The following is a 19,143-nucleotide window of genomic DNA, read 5'->3' on the forward strand; positions in this document are numbered from 1 at the left end:
GGGCAGACTGATGCCATGACACTTGCACCGCTCATCCCCCTCAATGACGGCAACAGCATTCCCCAAATGGGCCTTGGCACCTGGCCGCTGGACGACGACCAGGTGGCTGCCGCCGTCGTACATGCCGTGGAAGCCGGGTACCGGCACATCGATACCGCCGTGAAGTACGGCAACGAACGCGGCGTGGGCAACGGCATCCGGGCGAGCGGACTGGACCGCAGCGAGCTCTTCATCACCACCAAGCTCGACGGTGAGTTCCAGGGCCACGACCGCGCCGTCTCAGGACTGGAAGGCTCGCTGAAACGCCTGGGCCTGGAGTACGTGGACCTTCTGCTGATCCATTGGCCCCTCCCGGGCAGGGACCAATATATTTCCACCTGGCAGACGTTCGAGCGGCTGCAGGCGGAGGGGAAGGCCAGGTCCATTGGGGTGTCCAACTTCAAGCCGTCGCACCTGGAGCGCCTGATGGCGGAGACGGACGTGGTGCCCGCGGTCAACCAGGTCCAGCTCAGCCCCGCAATTACCCGGACCGCTGAGCGCGAATTCCATGCCAGGCACGGGATCGTCACGGAATCCTACAGCCCATTGGGCGGATCCGGAGCGGGTTTGCTGGGTGCCCCCATTCTGGCGCAACTGGCGGAAAAACACGGGAAAACATCCGGCCAGCTGGTCCTGCGATGGCACATACAAAACGGATTGGTAACGATTCCCAAGACCTCTTCCCCGGAGCGGATGCGGGAGAATCTGGACGTGTTCGATTTCGCCCTGGATCCGCAGGATCTAGCGGAACTTTCGGTATTGGACGAGGGTCCCGGCGCCGGCAACGATTCCGACAAAACCGGGCATTAAGAACAGCCTGGACAGCACTTTTCCAAAAAACAGGTTGGCAAATAGATAGTAAGCATGATTACTATTGAGCCAGAAGGATGAAGTGCCTCCGGGACCCGGAGGCCTCCTCTACCTAGGAAGAGAGCAACAAATGGGATTTATTGCATTTCTGATTCTCGGACTTATCGCTGGTGCGATCGCTAAGGCGATCCTCCCGGGCAGGCAGGGTGGCGGCTGGGTCGTCACGCTGATCCTGGGCGTTGTTGGCGCGCTCCTCGGCGGCTGGCTGGGCGGAATGATCTTCGGCAGTGGACTGCAGGAGTTCTTCTCCATCCAGACGTGGCTGCTGGCGATCGTCGGCTCGCTGATCGTCCTTGCCATTTACGGCATGGTCACTCGGCGCAGCGCCCGCTAACAGCTCGGGCAAGCCAGGAAGCCGGCTTGGGGACACCCTCCCCAGGCCGGCTTTCATTTTCTCCGGCAACGGGTGCCCCCGCGTATGCCGGAACTGACAACCCTCTCGCAGAGCAGGAGTTCATCATGAAAAACAAGCTTCTTTTGGGTGTGGGCGTGGCTGTCGGCTACGTTCTCGGCTCACGGTCCGGCCGTGCAGCGTATGACAAGCTGAAGGCCCGCGCGGCCGGCCTGTGGGACAGCAAGCCGGTTCAGGACAAGGTGGCAGCAGCCACGGAGGCCGTCAAGGAAAAGGCCCCTGAAGTGGCCGACCAGCTCGGCGAAGCCGCCCGCAGGGCAGGCACTGTGGTTGGCTCGGCACTGCACCGCGAGGGTGCCTCCGACGGGAGCCGGACCTCCGCCACCGTTACCGGCACCCCACCGGCTGAGAGTGCGGCGGGGCTGGGCGAGGACCACATTCCCGCCCACAGCACCCACCCGGAGACCACCAACCTTGGCACCTCGGACGCGACCGCAGGAAAGGCCTGACTCCAGGTCTATTTGTTTGCATTTAGCGCTGCGGCCGTGTGACAAGCACAGCCGGCCAGTGTTGTGCTACAACTGAATCGCCTTGCTGGCCGTCGCGATCCTTGGGGGACGCGGCGGCCGGCATCGTCTTAAGCGTGGCGGGGTCACTTCCTTAGGCAGAATTCCTGCCCGCGACAGCACTTAGCCCCGGCTGGTCCCGGGCAGGGCGCGCCCCACCACCACCGTCGCGTCCAAGTCCTCCGAGCGGACCGTCTGCGTCCGGAACCCGGCCGCAGCCAGGATTGCAGATGTGCCGGCCGCCTGGCGTTCACTGGTTTCGATCAGCAAGTGTCCCCCGGGCGCGAGCCACTCGATGGAGCCGGCGGCAACGCGGCGGTGGAAGTCCAGCCCGTCCTCGCCGCCGTCCAGTGAAGCCACCGGCTCGTAGAGCCGGGCTTCGGGCGGCATGGTCCTGATGGCCCCGGTGGGCACATAGGGCGCGTTGACGGCCAACAGCCCGACCCGGCCGTGCAGCGAGGAAGGGAGTGCCTCGAACAGATCGCCCCGATGGACGCGGCCGCCCAGCGGCCCGATGTTTCGCATCGCACACCGTGCGGCTGTGGCGTCGATGTCGGCCGCGTGCAGCTCCACACCGGGCAGCGCGTAGAGGATGGCAGCCCCCACGGCGCCGGACCCGCAGCACAGGTCGACGACCACCTGAGCTACCGCCGGGGAAGTGCCGGACAAGAGGGCCACAGCGTGGTTGACCAGCAGCTCAGTACGGCGACGCGGTACGAAAACCCCGGGCTCGACAACAATGCGGCGGCCCGCGAACTCCGCCCAGCCCAGCACGTACTCCAGCGGCACCCCTTCAACGCGCCGCTGCACATTCAGCGCGAGCTCCGCAGGCCCGGACGCGTCCGACAGCAGCAGCCGGGCCTCCTCCTCGGCGAAAACGCAGCCGGCGGAGCGCAGGAGGGTGACGATGTGGTCGAAGGCCCGGGTGGGGTGGCTGTCAACAGCGCTTGATTCAGGATCTGGCATATCGACGCCTCTCAGGTGAATCAGCGGGAACACTCACCGACACCGTCCGCCACCAGTTTGGACCGGCATGCGGTGGACATCGAAAACTGCAGAAGACGGCATCGTCGCCTGCTGCAACAGCCGGACTTCCCCATGCTAACGGCCAGCCCGATGCAGGGAAATGGGGCCAAGTGTTGAAAGGATGTAACCATGACCACCGGCACAGCCAGCAGCGCTCTTTGGATCGGCAGCTACACCGACGACGCAGGCGGCCGTGCCAGCGGCATCGGCGCGGTGGGCACGCGCCAGGACGGAAGCCTTGAATGGCTGGGCACGGCCGTCGAGGCCCCATCGCCGTCGTTCGTGGCCGTCCACCCAACTCAGCCGGTGGTGTACGCGGCCGCCGAGCACCGCCAGGAAGTGCGGGCCTACCGCCGCCGGGGCAATTTCGGTTTGGAGCCGCACGGACAGCCCCAACCGGCCGGCGAGGCCACGTGCCATGTCGCCGTGGATCCGGCCGGGCGGTTCCTCACTGCGGCGTGCTGGGGTGACGGTCAGGTCCTCCTCTACGAATTGGATAACGACGGCGCCATCACCGGGCGGTTCCCCGGCGCACCATCGGTGGATCCCTACGCCGGCACGGCCCCCGGCAGCTCCAGGCAAAGCCGCGCCCACGCCGGCCTGGTGCTGCAGGACGGCCGCATCATGACCACCGACCTGGGCCATGACGTGCTCCGTATCTGGAACTATGTGCCGGGAACCGGGCTGGTGCCCGACCATCATGTGGTCCTCCCCCGCGGCAGCGGTCCCCGGCATATGGTCCAGCACCACACCGGCGCCGTTTTCATCGTGTCCGAATACTCCGTGGAGGTCTTCGTGGTCCGCGCGGACGCTGGCACCTACGAACTGATATTCAGCGGACCGGCCACAGCGAGCGGTGGCAAGGACAGCGATTCCGCGGCCGAGATCTGCCTCGGCCCCCAGGGCAGGTTCGCCTATGCCGGTGTCCGCGGCTCGAACATCATCAGCGTCCTGGCCGTCACAGAAGGCGGCACGGAACTCATCCCCGTCAAAGACGTCCCCAGTGGCGGTGACTGGCCCCGGCACCACCTGGTCCGGGGAAACCGGCTGCACGTAGCCCACGAACGGTCGGACAACATCGCCACATTTGACCTGGACCCCGCCAGCGGCATCCCCTGCCCGGTCCTGCACCGCCTTTCCACCCCGTCACCCACCGCCCTCATAAACGCCGGTTAACAGCAAGGCACCAGCGAACGCCAGCTTCCCCAAACGCTGGAGTAATCCGGTGCAAGCGCTTACAGTTGTGACTTGGTTCACAAGGACAGCAAGCTGCCCTTTCGAGCTCTCCTGCCGCATCCCCATGTCAACGGCACGCCTGTACAGCAGCGCTGCTTCCCAGGAAGGTCTCACCCTTGTTATTCCGCACCCCCCATGGCGCGCCCCCACGCGCCCACCTGCCGGGCACTCCGGCAGCATCCCAGCACGTCGCTGCGTCCCGGCGGAACAAACGGTCCCGCCGCGCCGCATCCCGGCCAACTTCCGCAATCCACCTCACCGCTGCCCGGTCCGCCGCCGCATTGCTGGCAACGGCACTCGCCGCAGGCATCGCGGTCCTTCCGGCCCAGGCGGCGCCCGGCATCAAGGGTCCCGGACCCAAGAACCCGGGCTCCGCTCCGGCACTGCATTCGCTGCGCGGCCCCGTGACCGACGAAAACTTCTACTTTGTCATGGCGGACCGGTTCAACAACGGCAGCACCGCCAACGACCAGGGCGGCCTGGGCCCGGATCCCATGGTGTCCGGCTTCGACCCCACCAAGAAGGGTTTCTACAACGGCGGCGACCTGGCCGGCCTGCGCAACAAGATCGATTACATCCAGGGCCTGGGCACCACCTCCATCTGGTTGACGCCCAGCTTCAAGAACAAGGCAGTCCAGCCGGAGGACAAGTCGGCCGGGTATCACGGTTACTGGGTCACCGACTTCACCCAGATCGATCCGCACCTGGGCACCAACGATGAACTCAAGGCGCTCATCGACGAGGCACACGCCCGCGGCATGAAGGTCTACTTCGACATCATCACCAACCACACGGCGGACGTCATCGGCTACGAAGAGGGCGACCGCAAAGGCTACGTATCCAAGGACGCCGCACCGTACAAAACTGCCTCGGGCCAACCGTTTGATGACCGGGATTACGCCGGCACCGGGACCTTCCCGCAGCTGGATGCCGGGACATCGTTCCCCTACAAGCCGGTCCTGGCGCCCGGCGAAGAAAACCTCAAAGTACCGGCCTGGTTGAACGATCCCACGCTTTACCACAACCGGGGCGACACCACCTTCACCGGCGAGGACTCCATGTACGGCGACTTCTTCGGCCTCGATGACCTCTTCACCGAAAACCCCACGGTGGTGCACGGCATGGAAGACATCTACACATCGTGGATCGGCAATTTTGGCGTGGATGGCTTCCGGATCGACACCATGAAGCACGTGAACAACGAGTTCTGGCAGGAATTCGGCCCCAAGGTCCTTAGCTACGCCAAGGAACACGGCAAGGACGAATTCTTCATGTTCGGCGAGGTGTTCGATACCAGCAAGAGCTTCACCTCCCAGTTCACCACCCGCAACAAAATGCAGGCAGTCCTGGATTTCCCGTTCCAGGATGCCGCCCGCAACTTCGCGTCCAAGAGCCAGGACGCCAAAGGACTCCAGGCCTTTTTCGCCGGCGATGACTGGTACACCGACGCCGATTCCAACGTCTACGAACTGCCCACCTTTCTCGGAAACCACGACATGGGCCGCATCGGCAGCTTCATCAGCCAGGACAACCCCGCCGCAGGCGACGCCGAGAAGGTGGCACGGGACGAACTGGCCCACGAGCTGATGTACTTCTCGCGCGGCAACCCGGTGGTGTACTACGGCGACGAACAGGGCTTCACCGGACCGGGCGGTGACCAGGATGCCCGGCAGACGCTCTTCGCCAGCAAAGTTCCGGACTACCTCGACGACGACCTGCTGGGCACGGACGCCACCCACGCCACCGACAACTTCAACCCAAGCCACCCGCTGTACGCCAAGATCCGGGAGCTTGCAGCCCTCACCAAGGAGCACCCGGCGCTGCGGAACGGCGCACACCAAAACCGTTACGCCTCCGACGGCCCGGGCATCTACGCCTTCTCCCGCACGGACGCCCAGGACCAGCGCGAATACGTGGTGGCACTGAACAACAGCGCCCAGGCCCGGACGGCGGACGTTCCCACCTACATCGCCAAGCGCAGCTACACGCGCGTTTACGGCGAAGGCGCCAATGAAGCCAAAACCTCTGACGACGCCAAACTGACGGTGACCGTCCCGCCGCTTTCCGCCGTCGTCTACGAATCCTCAGGCCGCATTCCGCACTCAAAGGCCGCTCCCGCCGTCGCCCTCCAACAGCCGGCAGCAGCCACGAGTGACAACGGGCGCATCCAGGTGACGGCCGACGTCGATGGTACGTCGTTCTACGAGGTCACCTTCGAGGCCAGGACGGCGGGCGGCAGCTGGGAGCCGATCGGGACGGACGACACCGCCCCGTACCAGGTGTTCCACGACGTGGCGGCCTTGGATGCCGGGACACCGCTGGAATACCGCGCCACCGTGCTGGACAACGGCGGCCACACAGCCACCAGCCAAGGCCGCTCCACCAACGTTCCCGCGCCCGTGCTGACCCTCCAGAAGCCTGCCGAAGGCAGCAGCGCCGAGGGCAAAGTGGAGCTGAGCGCCACGGCTGACCCGGAGAAGGCAAGCCATGTGGTGTCCTTCGAGCGCAGCGTCAATGGCGGGGATTGGACGTCGGTGGGCACCGACTCGTCCTCGCCCGTGTACTCGGCCACTGATGACGTCTCCGGACTCGCGGACGGTACCAAGGTCCAATACCGGGCGGCGATGACCGGCGCCGGCTTCAACGTCACCAGCGGCACCAGGACTGTCCTGGTGGGCCAGGCCGCGCAGCCCGACTCGGTCACGGTGGCCGGATCACTGAACCAGGCCATGGGTTGCACCGCGCAGTGGGATCCGGCCTGCCCGCAGGCAAAGATGGTCCTGGACCCGGCGGACCGGATCTGGCGGCTGACCGTGGACCTGCCGGCCGGGAAGTACGAATACAAGGCAGCGCTCAACGGCGGCTGGGACGAAAACTACGGCGCAGACGGCCAGCTCAACGGGCAGAACATCGTGCTGGACCACCCCGGCGGCCCGGTCACGTTCCGCTATGACAACAGCACCCACCTGCTCAGCGCCGTCTACGCGTCGCAGCAGCCGGCCGCCGTGGCAGCCGCCGGAAGCATGGACAGCGAGCTGGGCTGCGCCTCGGACTGGGAGCCGTCCTGTGCCCAGGCGCAGCTGGTACTGGACCCGGCCGACCTCCTCTGGAAGCTGTCCATCCCGGACCTCCCGGCGGGAAGCTACGAGTTCAAGGCCGCCCTCAACAAGTCATGGGACGTCAGCTACGGAGCGGGCGGGGCAACGCCTGGCGCCAACATCGTGTTTAAGCACGACGGCGGCCCGGTCACCTTCCGCTACGACCACTTCACCCATGTGATGACCGCCGGCTAGCGTTCGCCGGCAACACCGAAGGGCCCCGCCGCTTCCCGGGCAGTTCACCCAGCGGCGGGGCCCTTCGTCAATGAACACCAGTCAGGATCCGCGCAGGGCCCCGTCCACCACCGCGAGCAGCGAGTTGAACCTCTTGTTGGCCGGAAGGTCGTCCAGGAACACCGGTTTGCCGTCGGGGCCGCCCAAAGGCACCTGCCAGTTGGGGTACAGCGCTTCGGTGGTCCCGGGCTGGTTCTGGACCCGCCGCTCCCCCACCGCATCCACCAGGGCCACGCCGAGCAGCACCGAGGGCGCCTGGGCCAGCAGAAGGTGCAGCGCCTCGATGGTGTTCGCCTCGGCACCGGGTTCGCCCGGTCCGGTGGTGTTCGCCTCGGTGAGATAACCGCGTTCGCGCAGCAGGGCGAACATCTTTTCCAGCGACGCATTGTGTTCGGCCCGCTCGTCCTCCTCGGAGCGCTCCAGCAGGCCAAGACGGCTCCGCAACGCCACGTGGTCACCTGCGAGGTAGCCGGCGGTGGGCGGGAGGTCGTGCGTGTTGACGCTGGCGAGTGCCTGCGTCCGGTACTTTTCGGGCGCTAGCGGGGAGTCGCCGTCGTACTCGAACCACAGGATGGACGTGCCCAGGATGCCGCGGGCAGCGAGGTAGTCACGCACCCACGGTTCAAAGGTTCCGAGGTCCTCCCCGATCACCACGGCACCGGCGCGGTGCGCTTCGAGGGCGAGGATGCCGATCAGGGCCTCATGGTCATACCGGACGTAGGCGCCGTCCCCCGGCGCGTTGCCGGCAGGGATCCACCACAACCGGAACAGGCCCAGGATGTGGTCAACGCGGATGCCGCCGGCGTGCCTGAGCACGGTGGCGAGCATGTTGCGGAACGGCTCGTAGCCGGTTTCTGCAAGCCGGGTGGGGTGCCATGGCGGCTGGCCCCAATCCTGGCCCTGCTGGTTGTACATGTCCGGCGGCGCGCCCACGCTGGTGGCCGGCGCCAGCACGCCGCGCAGCGTCCACGCGTCGGCACTGCTGTGGTCAACCCCTACGGCGAGGTCGTGCACCACTCCCAGCCGCATTCCGGAGCGCAAGGCTGCCTGCTGCGCTTCTTCCAACTGTTCGTCGCAGATCCACTGAAGCCAGCGGTGGAAACCGATCCGGTCCGCCAATTTCTCCCGCAGTGCCTCCGCCTCGCGGGTTCCGATGGCGCAGGCCGGGTCTGTCCAGAGCGGATCGTCCGGCGCGAGGTCCTCCCTGATGGCGGACCAGAGGGCAAAGTCGTCCAGGCCGCTGCCGGAGATACGGCAGAACTCGTCGAACGCCGCCTGCCGGGCCGGCGAGCGCCGGGTGTGGTACAGCATTTCCAGCGCCTGCAGCTTCGCCGCGTAGACGGCATCGCGGTGCAGCCGGGCCCCGTCCCTGTTCAGCCCGGCGACTTCCTCGTGCAGCTTTTCCAGCGCCGCCCGTTTCCGCGGCCGCAAGTAGGCAAGCTCGGGGACCGCCTCAATACGGATGTAGAGCGGGTTGAAGAACCGCCGCGTGGACGGGGAATAGGGCGAGGGCTGGATGGGTGGCACCGGTTCCGCCGCATGCAGGGGATTGACCAGCACATAATCGGCGCCGCGCCCGCCACTGATCGCCGCCAGGTCCGCCAGGTCCGCGAAATCGCCGATGCCCCACGAGCGCTTGGACCGGACCGAATACAACTGCGTGGCCAGGCCCCAGCCGCGCCGCTCCATCAGGGGCGCCGCCGTGTCCAGGCGCGCCGGCGTCACCACCAGCGTGGCAGTGGCCGTGGCGCCCTCGGAGTCGGCGTGCAGGGTATGCCAGCCCAGCGGGAGATCCGGCGGCAGGGAAAAGGTGGCGCGTCCGGTGGGGATGCCGTCGACGTCCCGGGGCTGGACCCAGACGTCCTCCTGGGCCGCCTCGAGTGAGCCTGCGCCGCCTTCGAGGGCGACCGTCAGCCGGGCCGTTGCGCCGTCCCGGACATGGACCGGAACCTGGGCGGGCTCACCCTGCTTGATGACGACGGCGGGCGGCAGCATCCGCCGCCATGGCGCCAGTTCCGCTTCCGCCAGGGCAGCTTCGATGTGCTGGTTCGTGTGGGCCTGCACACCCAGGGCGGCGAGCACCTTGATCAGCGTTGGCGCGGCCACGGAGTGCGGGAGCCCGTCCCAGCCTTGGAAGGACGTGCCCACCCCGTGCGCATCCGCCAACTGCTGGAGCAGGTGCGGATCCACCGGCGCCTGGGCGGCGGGAGGGTCTGCGGGCATGTTTGGCCGTGGTGCGTGCTGCTGGTCTGAAGCCGTCATGGGTGTCCGCCTCGTCTGTGATGGTCCCGAACTTACAGTGCTGCCTGTTGCCCCGGGAGCTGACACCCCAGTGCACAACCGTTGGTTCAGATTATTGCAGGGGGCAGCCGGGGCGAAACCCGGGCCGCGGATGGCGGCGGCCGCCACAAAACGTCATCCTGCGGCGCTCCGGTTACTCCATGCGACGAAAAGAGAAGGACTAAGGCGGAATTCTGCGGCCGTCCGGGGAATCTGTGTAGCGTCATGACGATCCACGGCGCGGCAACTATATGGAGGAGACCGGAGATGAGCCTTAGCGAACTGCGGGTGTTCGGACGGTCAGGCACCCCTATCAGCCCGCTCACCCTTGGCACCATGAACTTTGGCGAAGGAACCGGTGGGCCGCCGGGCGCCCCCACCGGCGCGGATGAGGCCATCCGCATCATCCACGCGGCGCTTGATGCCGGCATCACGGCGGTGGACACCGCCGATGTCTATTCTCAGGGCGAGTCCGAACAGGTGGTGGGGAGGGCACTGCGCGGCCGGCGGGATGACGTCTTCCTGGCCACCAAGTTCCACGGCCAGATGAGCCCCAATCCGGCGCACTCGGGCAACTCCCGCCGCTGGATCACCCAGGCCGTCGAGGGCAGCCTCCGCCGGCTGCAGACGGACCGCATCGACCTGTACCAGGCGCACCGGCCGGACTACAACACCGACGTCCTGGAAACCATCACCACCCTCAACGACCTCATCCGCCAGGGCAAGATCCTCTACTACGGCACGTCGGTGTTTACCCCGGCGCAGCTCGTCGAAGCGCAGTGGCTGGCAACCACCAACCACCTGATTCCGCCGCTGGGCAACCAGGTTCCCTATTCAATGCTGGTCCGCGGCAACGAACGCGACGTGCTGCCCATCGCCCAGCAGTACGGGCTGGGCGTGCTGGCGTACGGACCCTTGGCCGGCGGCTGGCTTTCCGGCAGCTTCGTCCTTGACTCGGGGAAGCCGCCCACCCGGGTGCACACGCTGCCGGGGCGGTACGACATTTCCGGGCCCTCCAGCGAGCGGAAGCTGCTGGCAGCGGATTCCCTGGCCCGGCTGGCGGACAAGCTGGAGATGCCCCTGGTGGACCTGGCCGTCGGCTTCGCCCTGACCCACCCCGCGATCAGCAGCGTAATCATCGGCCCGCGCAGCGAGGAACACCTCCAGGCATACCTCCGCGCCGCGGATGTCCAGTTGGGCGAGACGGTCCTGGACGCCATCGACGATCTGGTTCCGCCGGGGACCAACTTCGTGGAGCGGGACGCCGGGGCAATTGTCCCGTCCATCGAGTTCGCCGAATTACGACGCCGGTAGCGGGCCCACGGGCGCGGCAGCACGGTCACCGTCCGGCAGCACCGTCACGGCCCGGCGTCGAACGACACCGGCGGGCGGGACGGCGGGGCGGGCGGGGCGGGCCGCCGGGGAAACTATTGACTAAGCGGTAGAAGACTTCTACGGTCGATAGCGAAACCGCCTCCCAGGGAATACAGGGGCTGCCATGCCAATGTCCGATGAGGAGCGACGCCTGCTCAAGGAGCTGGAACTGGGGCTGATCGCGGACGATCCCCATCTGGCCATGGAACTGCTGTCCGGCTATCCAGCGCGCCGTTTCCCCACAGCTCTCCTCCCGGGATTGGCGGTGGCGGTCATCGGCCTGGTGTTGATCCTGGCGGGGGCAGGTCTGCCGGCGCCGGGCGCGGTGGTGCTAGGAATCCTGCTGCTGGGGCTGGGCGCCTGCCTGTTGCTGGGCCCCATCGGGTTGAACAGGAGCGCGCGGCGGCAGCCCACCGCCTGACGGCGCCGCTGGTGAGCGCGGACCCGGGATTGCTGCCGGCCCTGGTACGGCCCGGGTGCGCGGCGCCAGGATGAACAGGCTGGCCAGGACCGCGGCGGCGCCAAGCCAGCCGAGCGCCGGAAGCCGTTCACCCACTACGAATACCGCCAGTACGGCGGCAACCACCGTTTCGAGCAGCGAGATGCCGGTGGCCGTGCTCGCCCCCACCCGGGCAAGGCCCCAGCCGAACAGGAGATAGCCGGCGAACATCGGCACCACCGCCATGTAGGCGCCGACGCCGACCGTGGACCAGGAGGCCAGGAGTGGGCCGCCCGTCAGGGCAAGGACCGGCATCAGGAAGAGCCCGCCCAGGCCAAAGACCGTGCCCATGGCCGCCCTGGGTGTGACACCGTCCCCGATCAGGCGGTGGGCTGCCCAGGAATACAGGGCGTACGTGCTGCCGGCCAGCAGTCCCAGGGCCACTCCCGCCGTGGTGGTCCAGGAATCCGTGGCGGCGGGCCCGGCAGGGCCATGCCCGGCAAAGGAAAGGAGCGCCGCTCCACCCACTCCGAGCATTGCCCCGGCAATCCACCGCCGGCGCAGTGGATTCCTGTCCGCCGCCCGCTCGATGAGGGCCGCCGCGATGGGGGCCGAGCCGATGGAGACCACAGTTCCCACGGCCACGCCGGAGAGGTGCATTGAGCTGTAGAAGGCCAAGGGATAGACAGCCACCGCTGCCGCCCCCAACAACACCAGTCTCCACCGCCGGAACAGGCCGGCCGGCCGGCTGGCAATGTGCCGTGCGGCGTACAGAGCCTGCAGCAACCCGCCCGCCCCCATGGCCACCGCGCCGATGGCCAGGGGACTTACATCCGGCGCGAAGGTGGCTGCTGTCCCGGTGGTCCCCCAGAGGACGGACGCCGCCACCACGGACAACGCTCCCCATGGCGGCGCCGGGCGGCGTGGGGAGGAGTTCACAGCGCGTCCAACAGTTGCGCGGCGATGGCCCGGGCCTGCCGCAGCGGCGGGTCGCCGCCCTCCAGGCCTGCCCTGGCCATGGCACCCTCGAGGAGGAACGCCAAGTGGGCGGCAACGGCGGGCGCCTGGCCCTCCCTCCCGGGCAACAGGTCCGTGACGTGCCGGGCCAGGAGATCCTGGACTTCCTCCTTGTGGAGCCGCACTGCAGTCCGCCCCGGATCCCCTGCGGGCAGTTCAGCCGCCGCGTTGAGCAGCCCGCAGCCGCGGAATCCGTGCCGGTAGGCGGCATGTGCGTGGTCCAGGTAGGCGTCGAAGACCGCCAGTGCCCGCTCCGCCGGGGTCCCGGCCTTTTCCAGCCGCGTCCGGTAAAGCCCTAGCCACTCCTCATGCCGTGATTCCAGGTAGGCGGCCACGAGGTCCGCTTTGGACGTGAAGTTGTTGTAGAGGCTTTTTTTGGCAACGCCCGCCTCGGCAGTGATCGTGTCGATCCCGGTTGCTGCAATGCCGCGGGCATAGAAGAGGCGGGCGGCGGCGTCGAGCAGCAGTTCCCGGGCGGGACGCCGGCTGGTCGCCTGGGTGCTTGGCATAGGCATGGGGCTCCTTGCGGTGGCGGTAGGTAGACCAGTCTACCTACCGCCACCGCCACGCGGGATACCCGTTTGTGGATCAGGCGGTGCGGACCGCCCGTGCGGACAGGGCTTGGAGCTCCGTGGCCAGCCGTTCCACCAGGAGCTCCGGGGGCACGGTGATATCGGCCAGGACGTGGGCCTCATCCTGGTCCAGTTCCTCCAAGGCTGCGAACTGGGATTCCAGCAGGGTCCGCGGCATGAACTCATGGGCGCGGGCTTCCATCCGCGCGCCAATGGTGCCTGTGCTTCCGGTCAGGTGGATGAACACAACATCCGGCGCAGCGCTGCGCAGCAGGTCCCGGTACCGGCGCTTCAACGCTGAGCAGGCGACGATCGGCGGGACTGTCGTGACGCCGTCGGCCTTTCCTGCAAGCAACTCCCCCAACGTGCCAAGCCAGGGCTCCCTGTCAGCGTCCGTGAGCGGTATGCCGGCGCCCATTTTCTGCTTGTTGGCGGCCGGATGGAAATCGTCGCCATCGAAGAACGGCATGTCCAGGCGCAGGCTCAGCAGGGAGCCCATGGTGGATTTCCCCGAACCGGACACGCCCATCACCACCAGGGGAGGCAACGGGGCGCTCACCGCCCCTCCCCGTTCCCGGCGAAGCTGAGGAGGACTTTGCCGGAGTTGGTGGAGTCTTTGGCGATTTCGAAGGCGTGCAGGGCGTCCTCCACGGGGTATTGGTGGGTGATGACGGGGTTGATGTGCAGGGACCTGTCGGCAAGCGCCGCGATGACCTGGTCGATTTCGTCGTTGAAGCGGAAGGAGCCTTTGAGGTCCAGTTCGCGGGTGATGGCCAGCGAGATGGGTAGCGGTTGCATGCCGGTGGGCAGCAGCCCCACCATGACCACGGTCCCGCCGCGGACCGCGCCGCGGATGGCGGAGGCCAGTCCGTGGTGGTTGCCGGAGGATTCGATCACGACATCGGCCTCCACGGCGGCGATCGTTTCGGTGTCTGCGGCGTTGATGACCTGGTCCGCGCCGACGGCCCGGGCGATCTCCAGGGGTTTGGGATGGAGGTCCACAGCGGTGATGTGCGCGGCTCCAGCGCGTTTGAGGACCGCGACAGCGAGGGCACCGATGGGGCCGGACCCGATCACCAGCGCGGTCTTCCCGGCCACGTCCCCGGCCCGGGAGACCGCGTGCCAGGCCACGGACGCGGGTTCGACCAGGGCGGCCGTGCGCAGGTCGATGCCCTCGGGCAGGGCCCGCAGCATCCGGACGGGCAGGTTCACGTACCGGCTGAAGGCGCCGTCGGTGTGCGGGTAGCGGGCGGCGCTGCCCAGGTACGTGCACCCGGGTGAGAGGTTGGGCCGGTCCGCGGGATACCTGGCCGCGCCCGGACCCGGGGTGGCGGGGTGGACGGCGACGGCGGTTCCGGGCTGCGGCCCCTGGCCGTTGGCGGCGGCGCGGACCACCACACCGGAGATTTCGTGGCCCAGCACCAGGGGCGCCTTCAGGATGGATTCCCCGGCCGCACCGTGCAGCCAGTAATGCAGGTCCGACCCGCAGATCCCGCCGTACAAGACCTCAACGACGGCCTGGTCATCCGCCGGCCGGGCCAGCGGGACCTCATCGACCCGGAGGTCCCCCGCGGCGTGGGCCACCACGGCCGGCCCGGAGCCGGGCAGCATGTGGGCCCCTGGCTGGACGGGTGTGTTCGCGGGCATCAGACCACCACCGTCATTCCGCCGTCGATGAAAATGGTCTGCCCGTTCACGAAATCCGACCCGTCCGAAGCCAACCAGACCACCGGCCCGGCCAGATCCGCCGGCGTGCCCCAGCGGCGGGCCGGGGTGCGGCCCAGGATCCAGGTATTGAACTGTTCGTCATCCACCAGGTTCTGCGTCATCTCCGTATGGATATACCCCGGCGCGATCCCGTTGACCTGCAGACCGGACGCGGCCCACTCGGCCGTCATGGCCCGGGTCAGGTTCCGCAGCCCGCCCTTGGCCGCAACATACGGGGCAATCGTGGGGCGGGCCAGGTCCGTCTGCACCGAACAGATATTGATGATCTTGCCCCGGCCCCGCGGAATCATGTGCCGGGCCGCTTCCCGCCCCACCAGGAACGCACTGGTCAGGTCCGTGGAAATCACCCGCTCCCAATCCGCCACCTCAAGATCCAGCATCGGCACCCGGTGCTGGATCCCGGCATTGTTCACCAGAATCTCCAACGGACCCACATGCTCTTCGACCCACGCGATACCCCGGGCTGCCGCATCACCGTCGGTAACGTCAAACGCGATGCTTGCGATGCGGCCGGCCGGAAAGTCGGCGGCGAGCGCGGCTTCGGCTTCCTTGAGCCGCTCCGGGTTGACGCCGTTCAGCACCACCGTGGCACCGGCGTCGGCCAACGCCCGGGCGAGCGAGGAACCGATGCCGCGGCTGGAGCCGGTGACCAATGCGACGCGGCCGGTGAGGTCAAACAGGGAGCTCATGCGAACGGTCCCTGCTGCACCAGGTTGACCGGGGTTTCGCCGGCGGCGAGGGCCTCAAGCTGCCGTTTCAGGAGTTTGAGGATCCGCGGCTCGAACGCTGACGCGTTGCCGCCAACATGCGGAGTGATGAGGGCGTTCTCCGACGACCAGAGCGGGTGGCCGGCGGGCAGCGGTTCGGGATCGACGACGTCGATGGCGCAGTGCAGGCGGCCGGACACCACTTCAGCCGTGAGGGCGTCGGTGTCGATCACGGCGCCGCGTCCGACATTGACCACCAGGGCGCCGTCCGGCAGGGCGGCCAGGACCTCGGCTCCCACCAGGTGGTGGGTCGCCTCGGTGAGGGGAAGGACGGAGACCAGGATGTCGTGGCCGGCGGCGAGCGCTGCGAGTTCATCAGGACCGTGGACCTGGCCGTCCGCATCGGTCCGTGCGGCGCTTCCCACCCGGGTCAGTGTGACTTCGAAGGGCTCCAGGCGGCGGGCCAGCTCCTTCCCGATTCCGCCGATGCCCAGCAGCAGGACGCGCCTGTCGGCCAGGGACTGCCGCCGTTGCGGGGCCCAGTTCTCCACCTGCTGGTCCCGGACAGCTTGGTCAATGCCCCGCAGTTTGGCGAGGATAAGGCCAACGGCCAGCTCCGCGGTGGCAGCCGCATGGACGCCCGAGGCGTTTGCCACCCCGGCGGCCGGACCTGCTGCCTCGCGGACGCCGTCGAACCCTGTTGACTGTGTTTGCACGAACTTCAGGTCCGGGACGCTGCCAAGGGAACCCAGCACGGCGCCGGCATTGAGGTACGGCAGGATGACCCCGTCGATGCTTCCGTGGGCCTCGTCAGGGGCCCCTTGCATGTCCCAAACCACTCCCGTCAGTCCCTCCGGGAGCGGGGACAATTCCGCCAGGAGCTGGGGTTCGGGGAAACTGACGGTTTGTACGTGCTGCATCGTTGAAGGCCTATCGGTTGGTGGGAAGGTGCTGCGGGGATCGTTATGCGTCGCGGCGGTCGAAGGTGAGGCCACCCGGGACCTGGAAGGTGGGCATGAGTTCAAGCATGCCAACGTTGACGTGGCGCGGGGTTTCGATGGCGTAATCAAGGGCATTGACGATGTCGTCCGTGGTGAGTGATTCGTAGCCCTCGTAGTAGGTCTGCCAGGCTTCTTCCATGGCCTCGGGGCTGCCGCCCAGGTTGCGGCCGAAGATTTCGGTTTCCACCCGGCCGGGGCAGATTTCGGTGACGCGGATGCGCTTGCCGACCGTGTCGTTGCGCAACTGCCGGGAAATCTGGTGCACCGCGGCCTTGGTGGCGTGGTAGGCGGTGTGGCCGTAGAAGTTGTAGAGCCCGGCGATCGAACTGATGTTGACCACATGGCCCAAATCCCGTTCCACCATGCCGGGCAGCACCAGCCGCGTGAGCTGCAGCAGGCCGCGGAGGTTGACGTCGATGAGTTCGTCGATGTCCTGCTCGGAGGAGTCCAGGATGTTGCCTGTCCGGGAGACGCCGGCGCAGTTGACCAGGACGTCCACCTTGAGGTCGCGGACGACGCCGGCCAGGGCGGCGGTGTCGGTCAGGTCCACCACATGCGGGACTGCTCCCGTGCGGTCGGCCAGTTCGGCGAGGCGTTCCTCGTTGCGGGCCACCGCGTGGACGGTCAGTCCGCGCTTGGCGAGACGCTCGGCGATGGCCGCGCCCATGCCGGTGGACGCTCCGGTGACGAGGGCTGTGGTGTAGTCGGAAAAAGGCACAGGGACTCCAAAAGTGGTAGGTGGCGGGGCTTTTAGGTCCGGCAATGGACTGGACGTTGTGGCCCCCCCCGGTTGGCAGGGGTTAGGGATCGCGCGGCAGTTTGTGGGTGCGGTCCTGGGCGGCTGGACGGGCATTCATGATGTTCAGGCTCCTGACGCCGGGCTGAGTTCGTGCCAGCGCTGGCCGGCGCGGACCCCGATTAGTCCGAAGACCGTGTTCACGGTGTTCCGGAGTCTGTCCAGGTCCAGGCAGGCTGCGCGGTGCATGGCTGTTGCTTCAGCCACGGTTGTCTTTCTGAAGGTGACGGTGTGTCCAGGCCTGGATTGCGCCAGGACATCCAGGGAGCGGCTCGTGACGACCCCCAGGACCGGATAGCCCGCCGTAACGCCGCGTCCCCGGTGCAGGACCAGCAGTTCGTCCCGGGACGGAACCTCGATGGCCCCCACCGGGACACCGCGGGAGAGGACCTCGGAGGTGAGCTGGCGTTCGGGCAGTGCGCCGCCGAGCCGGAGTCCGATGTGGTTGCTTCGGGGGCTCACGGTGTACTGCGTGGTGAAAAGCAGGTCTGCGGTGTCGCCGAATTCGGCTACGTCCGGTCCGTCGGTGACGTCGATGACCGGGTGGGTGGTGAATTCCGGCTTTGCCAGCCCCAGCCGGAACAGGGGCAGGCCGAAGTGCGGCTGGGTGATGGGTGCGGTGGTCTTTTGCGTTGCAAGCATGGTGCCTTCAACAAGTTTCAGTCCGAAGCCCACCACCGTGTCCGGTGCGCAACTGCCCAGCAGCGTGGGGACGGTGAAGGATCCGCGGACGGCGATGTAGGCCCGGAGACCGGTGCGGATTCCGCGGACCGTCACTGTTTCGCCGGCCCGGACGGAGACGGGCTCCCATTGGGGGCAGTCGCGGCCGCCCACCGAGAGGTCCAGCGGGGCGCCGGTCACGGCGATCAGCAGGTCCGTGGTGGCGCGCATCCTGAAGTCCAGGGCGGTGAGTTCCAGTAGCGGATCGTTGTCCCCGTTGCCGGCCAGGATGTTCGCGGCCTTGGCCGAGAACTGGTCCAGGGCCCCGTTGACGGGAAGTCCGAATGCAGGACCCTTTGTCCGGCCAAGGTCGGTGACGACAGAGTGTCCGGGCTGGAGGACGATCAGTGCCCCGGTCATGGCCGGGCCTCCAGGAACTGCCCCTCGTACTTTTCGAAGTCCTCCGCTGGAATGCGGTAGAAGCGCAGTTCATCGCCGGGGACGTAGGGCACCAGTGGTTCGCGTGCTGCGTCCAGGACCGTCAGGGGGGTCTGGCCGATGACACACCAGCCTCCTGGTGCGACGGCGGGCGCGATCACGGCCTGGCGTCCGGCCACGGAGACTGCACCGGCGGGTACGGAGAGCCGCGGGTCCTTGAGCCTGGGGACGGGGACCGGGAAGTCTGGTCCGTCCATCATGGGCGAGCCTGCCGGCGCTCCGAGGCAGCGGATGACGTAGGTCTTGGCCGTGTGCCGGGCGATCACGTCCTGGACATCCAGGCCCTGGTGCTCTGCCACGCTTTCCAGGTCCGGCCCGTAGCTGCCCCCGTACACGACGGGTACCTCGAAGCGGCGCGGCTCGCGCAGGGTGGTGCCCACAAAGTCCAGCTGGCGCATCCCCAGGAGGATGAACGCCCTGACCTGGCGGGCGGAGGTGAGGTAGGGATCGAATTCCACCAGGACGGAGTCGTACGTGGGAACGGCGCCATGGATGCCGTCGACGCCGACGCTGGCCAGCCAGCCGGCCAGGGAGTGGACCGTGGCCCAGTTGGTTTCTGCGTCGCCGGACTGTGCCACCACACGCAGGGCGGCGTCGCCCGACTCGTAGATGTCCAGCATTGTCCGGCTGGTTGTCGTTGCGGCGGCCAT

General features: G+C 67.4%; 18 protein-coding genes. 7 read left to right on the forward strand and 11 right to left on the reverse strand.

Going from position 1 to position 19,143, the window contains the following annotated elements:
* Window positions 1-15: 15 nt before the first annotated feature.
* The 3 genes from DFO47_RS07515 to DFO47_RS07525 all read left to right on the forward strand — a co-directional run bounded on the left by DFO47_RS07515 (window position 16) and on the right by DFO47_RS07525 (window position 1,770).
* Window positions 16-849 carry an aldo/keto reductase gene (locus tag DFO47_RS07515; RefSeq protein WP_133831214.1) on the forward strand — a complete coding sequence of 278 codons (834 nt, stop codon included), beginning with the start codon at window positions 16-18 and terminating at the stop codon, window positions 847-849.
* 130 nt (window positions 850-979) lie between these two features.
* On the forward strand, window positions 980-1,243 hold the full coding sequence (locus DFO47_RS07520) for a GlsB/YeaQ/YmgE family stress response membrane protein (protein WP_018763745.1): 264 nt from the start codon (window positions 980-982) through the stop codon (window positions 1,241-1,243).
* 125 nt (window positions 1,244-1,368) lie between these two features.
* Complete coding sequence (locus DFO47_RS07525; RefSeq protein WP_109863649.1) at window positions 1,369-1,770, forward strand: hypothetical protein; 402 nt, start codon at window positions 1,369-1,371, stop codon at window positions 1,768-1,770.
* Window positions 1,771-1,950: 180 nt separating this feature from the next.
* On the opposite strand, the gene DFO47_RS07530 is transcribed toward DFO47_RS07525, so the two are convergent.
* On the reverse strand, window positions 1,951-2,793 hold the full coding sequence (locus DFO47_RS07530) for a putative protein N(5)-glutamine methyltransferase (protein ID WP_133831215.1): 843 nt from the start codon (window positions 2,791-2,793) through the stop codon (window positions 1,951-1,953).
* Window positions 2,794-2,982: 189 nt separating this feature from the next.
* Here DFO47_RS07530 and DFO47_RS07535 point away from each other — a divergent pair, with 189 nt between their 5' ends.
* Entirely contained in the window at window positions 2,983-4,029 is a 1,047-nt protein-coding gene (locus tag DFO47_RS07535; protein WP_133831216.1) for a beta-propeller fold lactonase family protein, read from the forward strand.
* A gap of 176 nt (window positions 4,030-4,205) precedes the next feature.
* Window positions 4,206-7,382 (forward strand): alpha-amylase family glycosyl hydrolase, encoded by a 3,177-nt coding sequence (locus DFO47_RS07540; protein WP_133831217.1) that lies wholly within the window; start codon window positions 4,206-4,208, stop codon window positions 7,380-7,382.
* A gap of 81 nt (window positions 7,383-7,463) precedes the next feature.
* Here DFO47_RS07540 and malQ read toward each other — a convergent pair whose 3' ends face one another.
* Window positions 7,464-9,683: a 4-alpha-glucanotransferase gene (gene malQ, locus DFO47_RS07545; protein ID WP_133831218.1), complete on the reverse strand. Its 2,220-nt coding sequence runs from the start codon at window positions 9,681-9,683 to the stop codon at window positions 7,464-7,466.
* Window positions 9,684-9,968: 285 nt separating this feature from the next.
* Here malQ and DFO47_RS07550 point away from each other — a divergent pair, with 285 nt between their 5' ends.
* Together DFO47_RS07550 and DFO47_RS07555 are read left to right on the forward strand one after the other, a co-directional pair.
* Window positions 9,969-11,015 carry an aldo/keto reductase gene (locus DFO47_RS07550; protein WP_018763751.1) on the forward strand — a complete coding sequence of 349 codons (1,047 nt, stop codon included), beginning with the start codon at window positions 9,969-9,971 and terminating at the stop codon, window positions 11,013-11,015.
* Window positions 11,016-11,199: 184 nt separating this feature from the next.
* Entirely contained in the window at window positions 11,200-11,496 is a 297-nt protein-coding gene (locus DFO47_RS07555) for a DUF3040 domain-containing protein (protein WP_081624215.1), read from the forward strand.
* On the opposite strand, the gene DFO47_RS07560 is transcribed toward DFO47_RS07555, so the two are convergent.
* The 9 genes from DFO47_RS07560 to DFO47_RS07600 all read right to left on the reverse strand — a co-directional run bounded on the left by DFO47_RS07560 (window position 11,407) and on the right by DFO47_RS07600 (window position 19,143).
* A complete protein-coding gene (locus DFO47_RS07560; protein WP_166651685.1) occupies window positions 11,407-12,453 on the reverse strand; it encodes a DMT family transporter in 1,047 nt (348 codons plus the stop codon). The two genes, DFO47_RS07555 and DFO47_RS07560, sit on opposite strands and share 90 nt — an antisense overlap.
* Entirely contained in the window at window positions 12,450-13,046 is a 597-nt protein-coding gene (locus DFO47_RS07565) for a TetR/AcrR family transcriptional regulator (protein ID WP_133831219.1), read from the reverse strand. Before DFO47_RS07565 ends, DFO47_RS07560 begins: the two co-directional genes overlap by 4 nt.
* Window positions 13,047-13,119: 73 nt before the next feature.
* Window positions 13,120-13,662 (reverse strand): gluconokinase, encoded by a 543-nt coding sequence (locus DFO47_RS07570; protein ID WP_133831220.1) that lies wholly within the window; start codon window positions 13,660-13,662, stop codon window positions 13,120-13,122.
* Complete coding sequence (locus DFO47_RS07575) at window positions 13,659-14,750, reverse strand: L-idonate 5-dehydrogenase (protein WP_133831221.1); 1,092 nt, start codon at window positions 14,748-14,750, stop codon at window positions 13,659-13,661. The genes DFO47_RS07570 and DFO47_RS07575 overlap by 4 nt, the downstream gene beginning before the upstream one ends.
* A complete protein-coding gene (locus tag DFO47_RS07580) occupies window positions 14,750-15,520 on the reverse strand; it encodes an SDR family oxidoreductase (RefSeq protein WP_133831222.1) in 771 nt (256 codons plus the stop codon). Before DFO47_RS07580 ends, DFO47_RS07575 begins: the two co-directional genes overlap by 1 nt.
* Entirely contained in the window at window positions 15,517-16,458 is a 942-nt protein-coding gene (locus tag DFO47_RS07585) for a 2-hydroxyacid dehydrogenase (protein WP_133831223.1), read from the reverse strand. Before DFO47_RS07585 ends, DFO47_RS07580 begins: the two co-directional genes overlap by 4 nt.
* A gap of 43 nt (window positions 16,459-16,501) precedes the next feature.
* Window positions 16,502-17,257, reverse strand: coding sequence for an SDR family oxidoreductase (locus tag DFO47_RS07590; RefSeq protein ID WP_018763292.1), 756 nt, complete (start codon window positions 17,255-17,257; stop codon window positions 16,502-16,504).
* Between the two features lie 144 nt (window positions 17,258-17,401).
* Window positions 17,402-18,415, reverse strand: a complete 1,014-nt coding sequence (locus DFO47_RS07595) for a biotin-dependent carboxyltransferase family protein (protein WP_133831224.1) — start codon at window positions 18,413-18,415, stop codon at window positions 17,402-17,404.
* The gene (locus DFO47_RS07600; RefSeq protein ID WP_018763290.1) at window positions 18,412-19,143 is read right to left on the reverse strand and encodes a carboxyltransferase domain-containing protein; all 732 of its coding nucleotides are present in this window, start codon (window positions 19,141-19,143) and stop codon (window positions 18,412-18,414) included. The genes DFO47_RS07595 and DFO47_RS07600 overlap by 4 nt, the downstream gene beginning before the upstream one ends.

Origin of the sequence: Arthrobacter sp. AG258, assembly GCF_004364695.1 — a bacterium.
Taxonomy (GTDB): Bacteria; Actinomycetota; Actinomycetes; order Actinomycetales; family Micrococcaceae; genus Arthrobacter.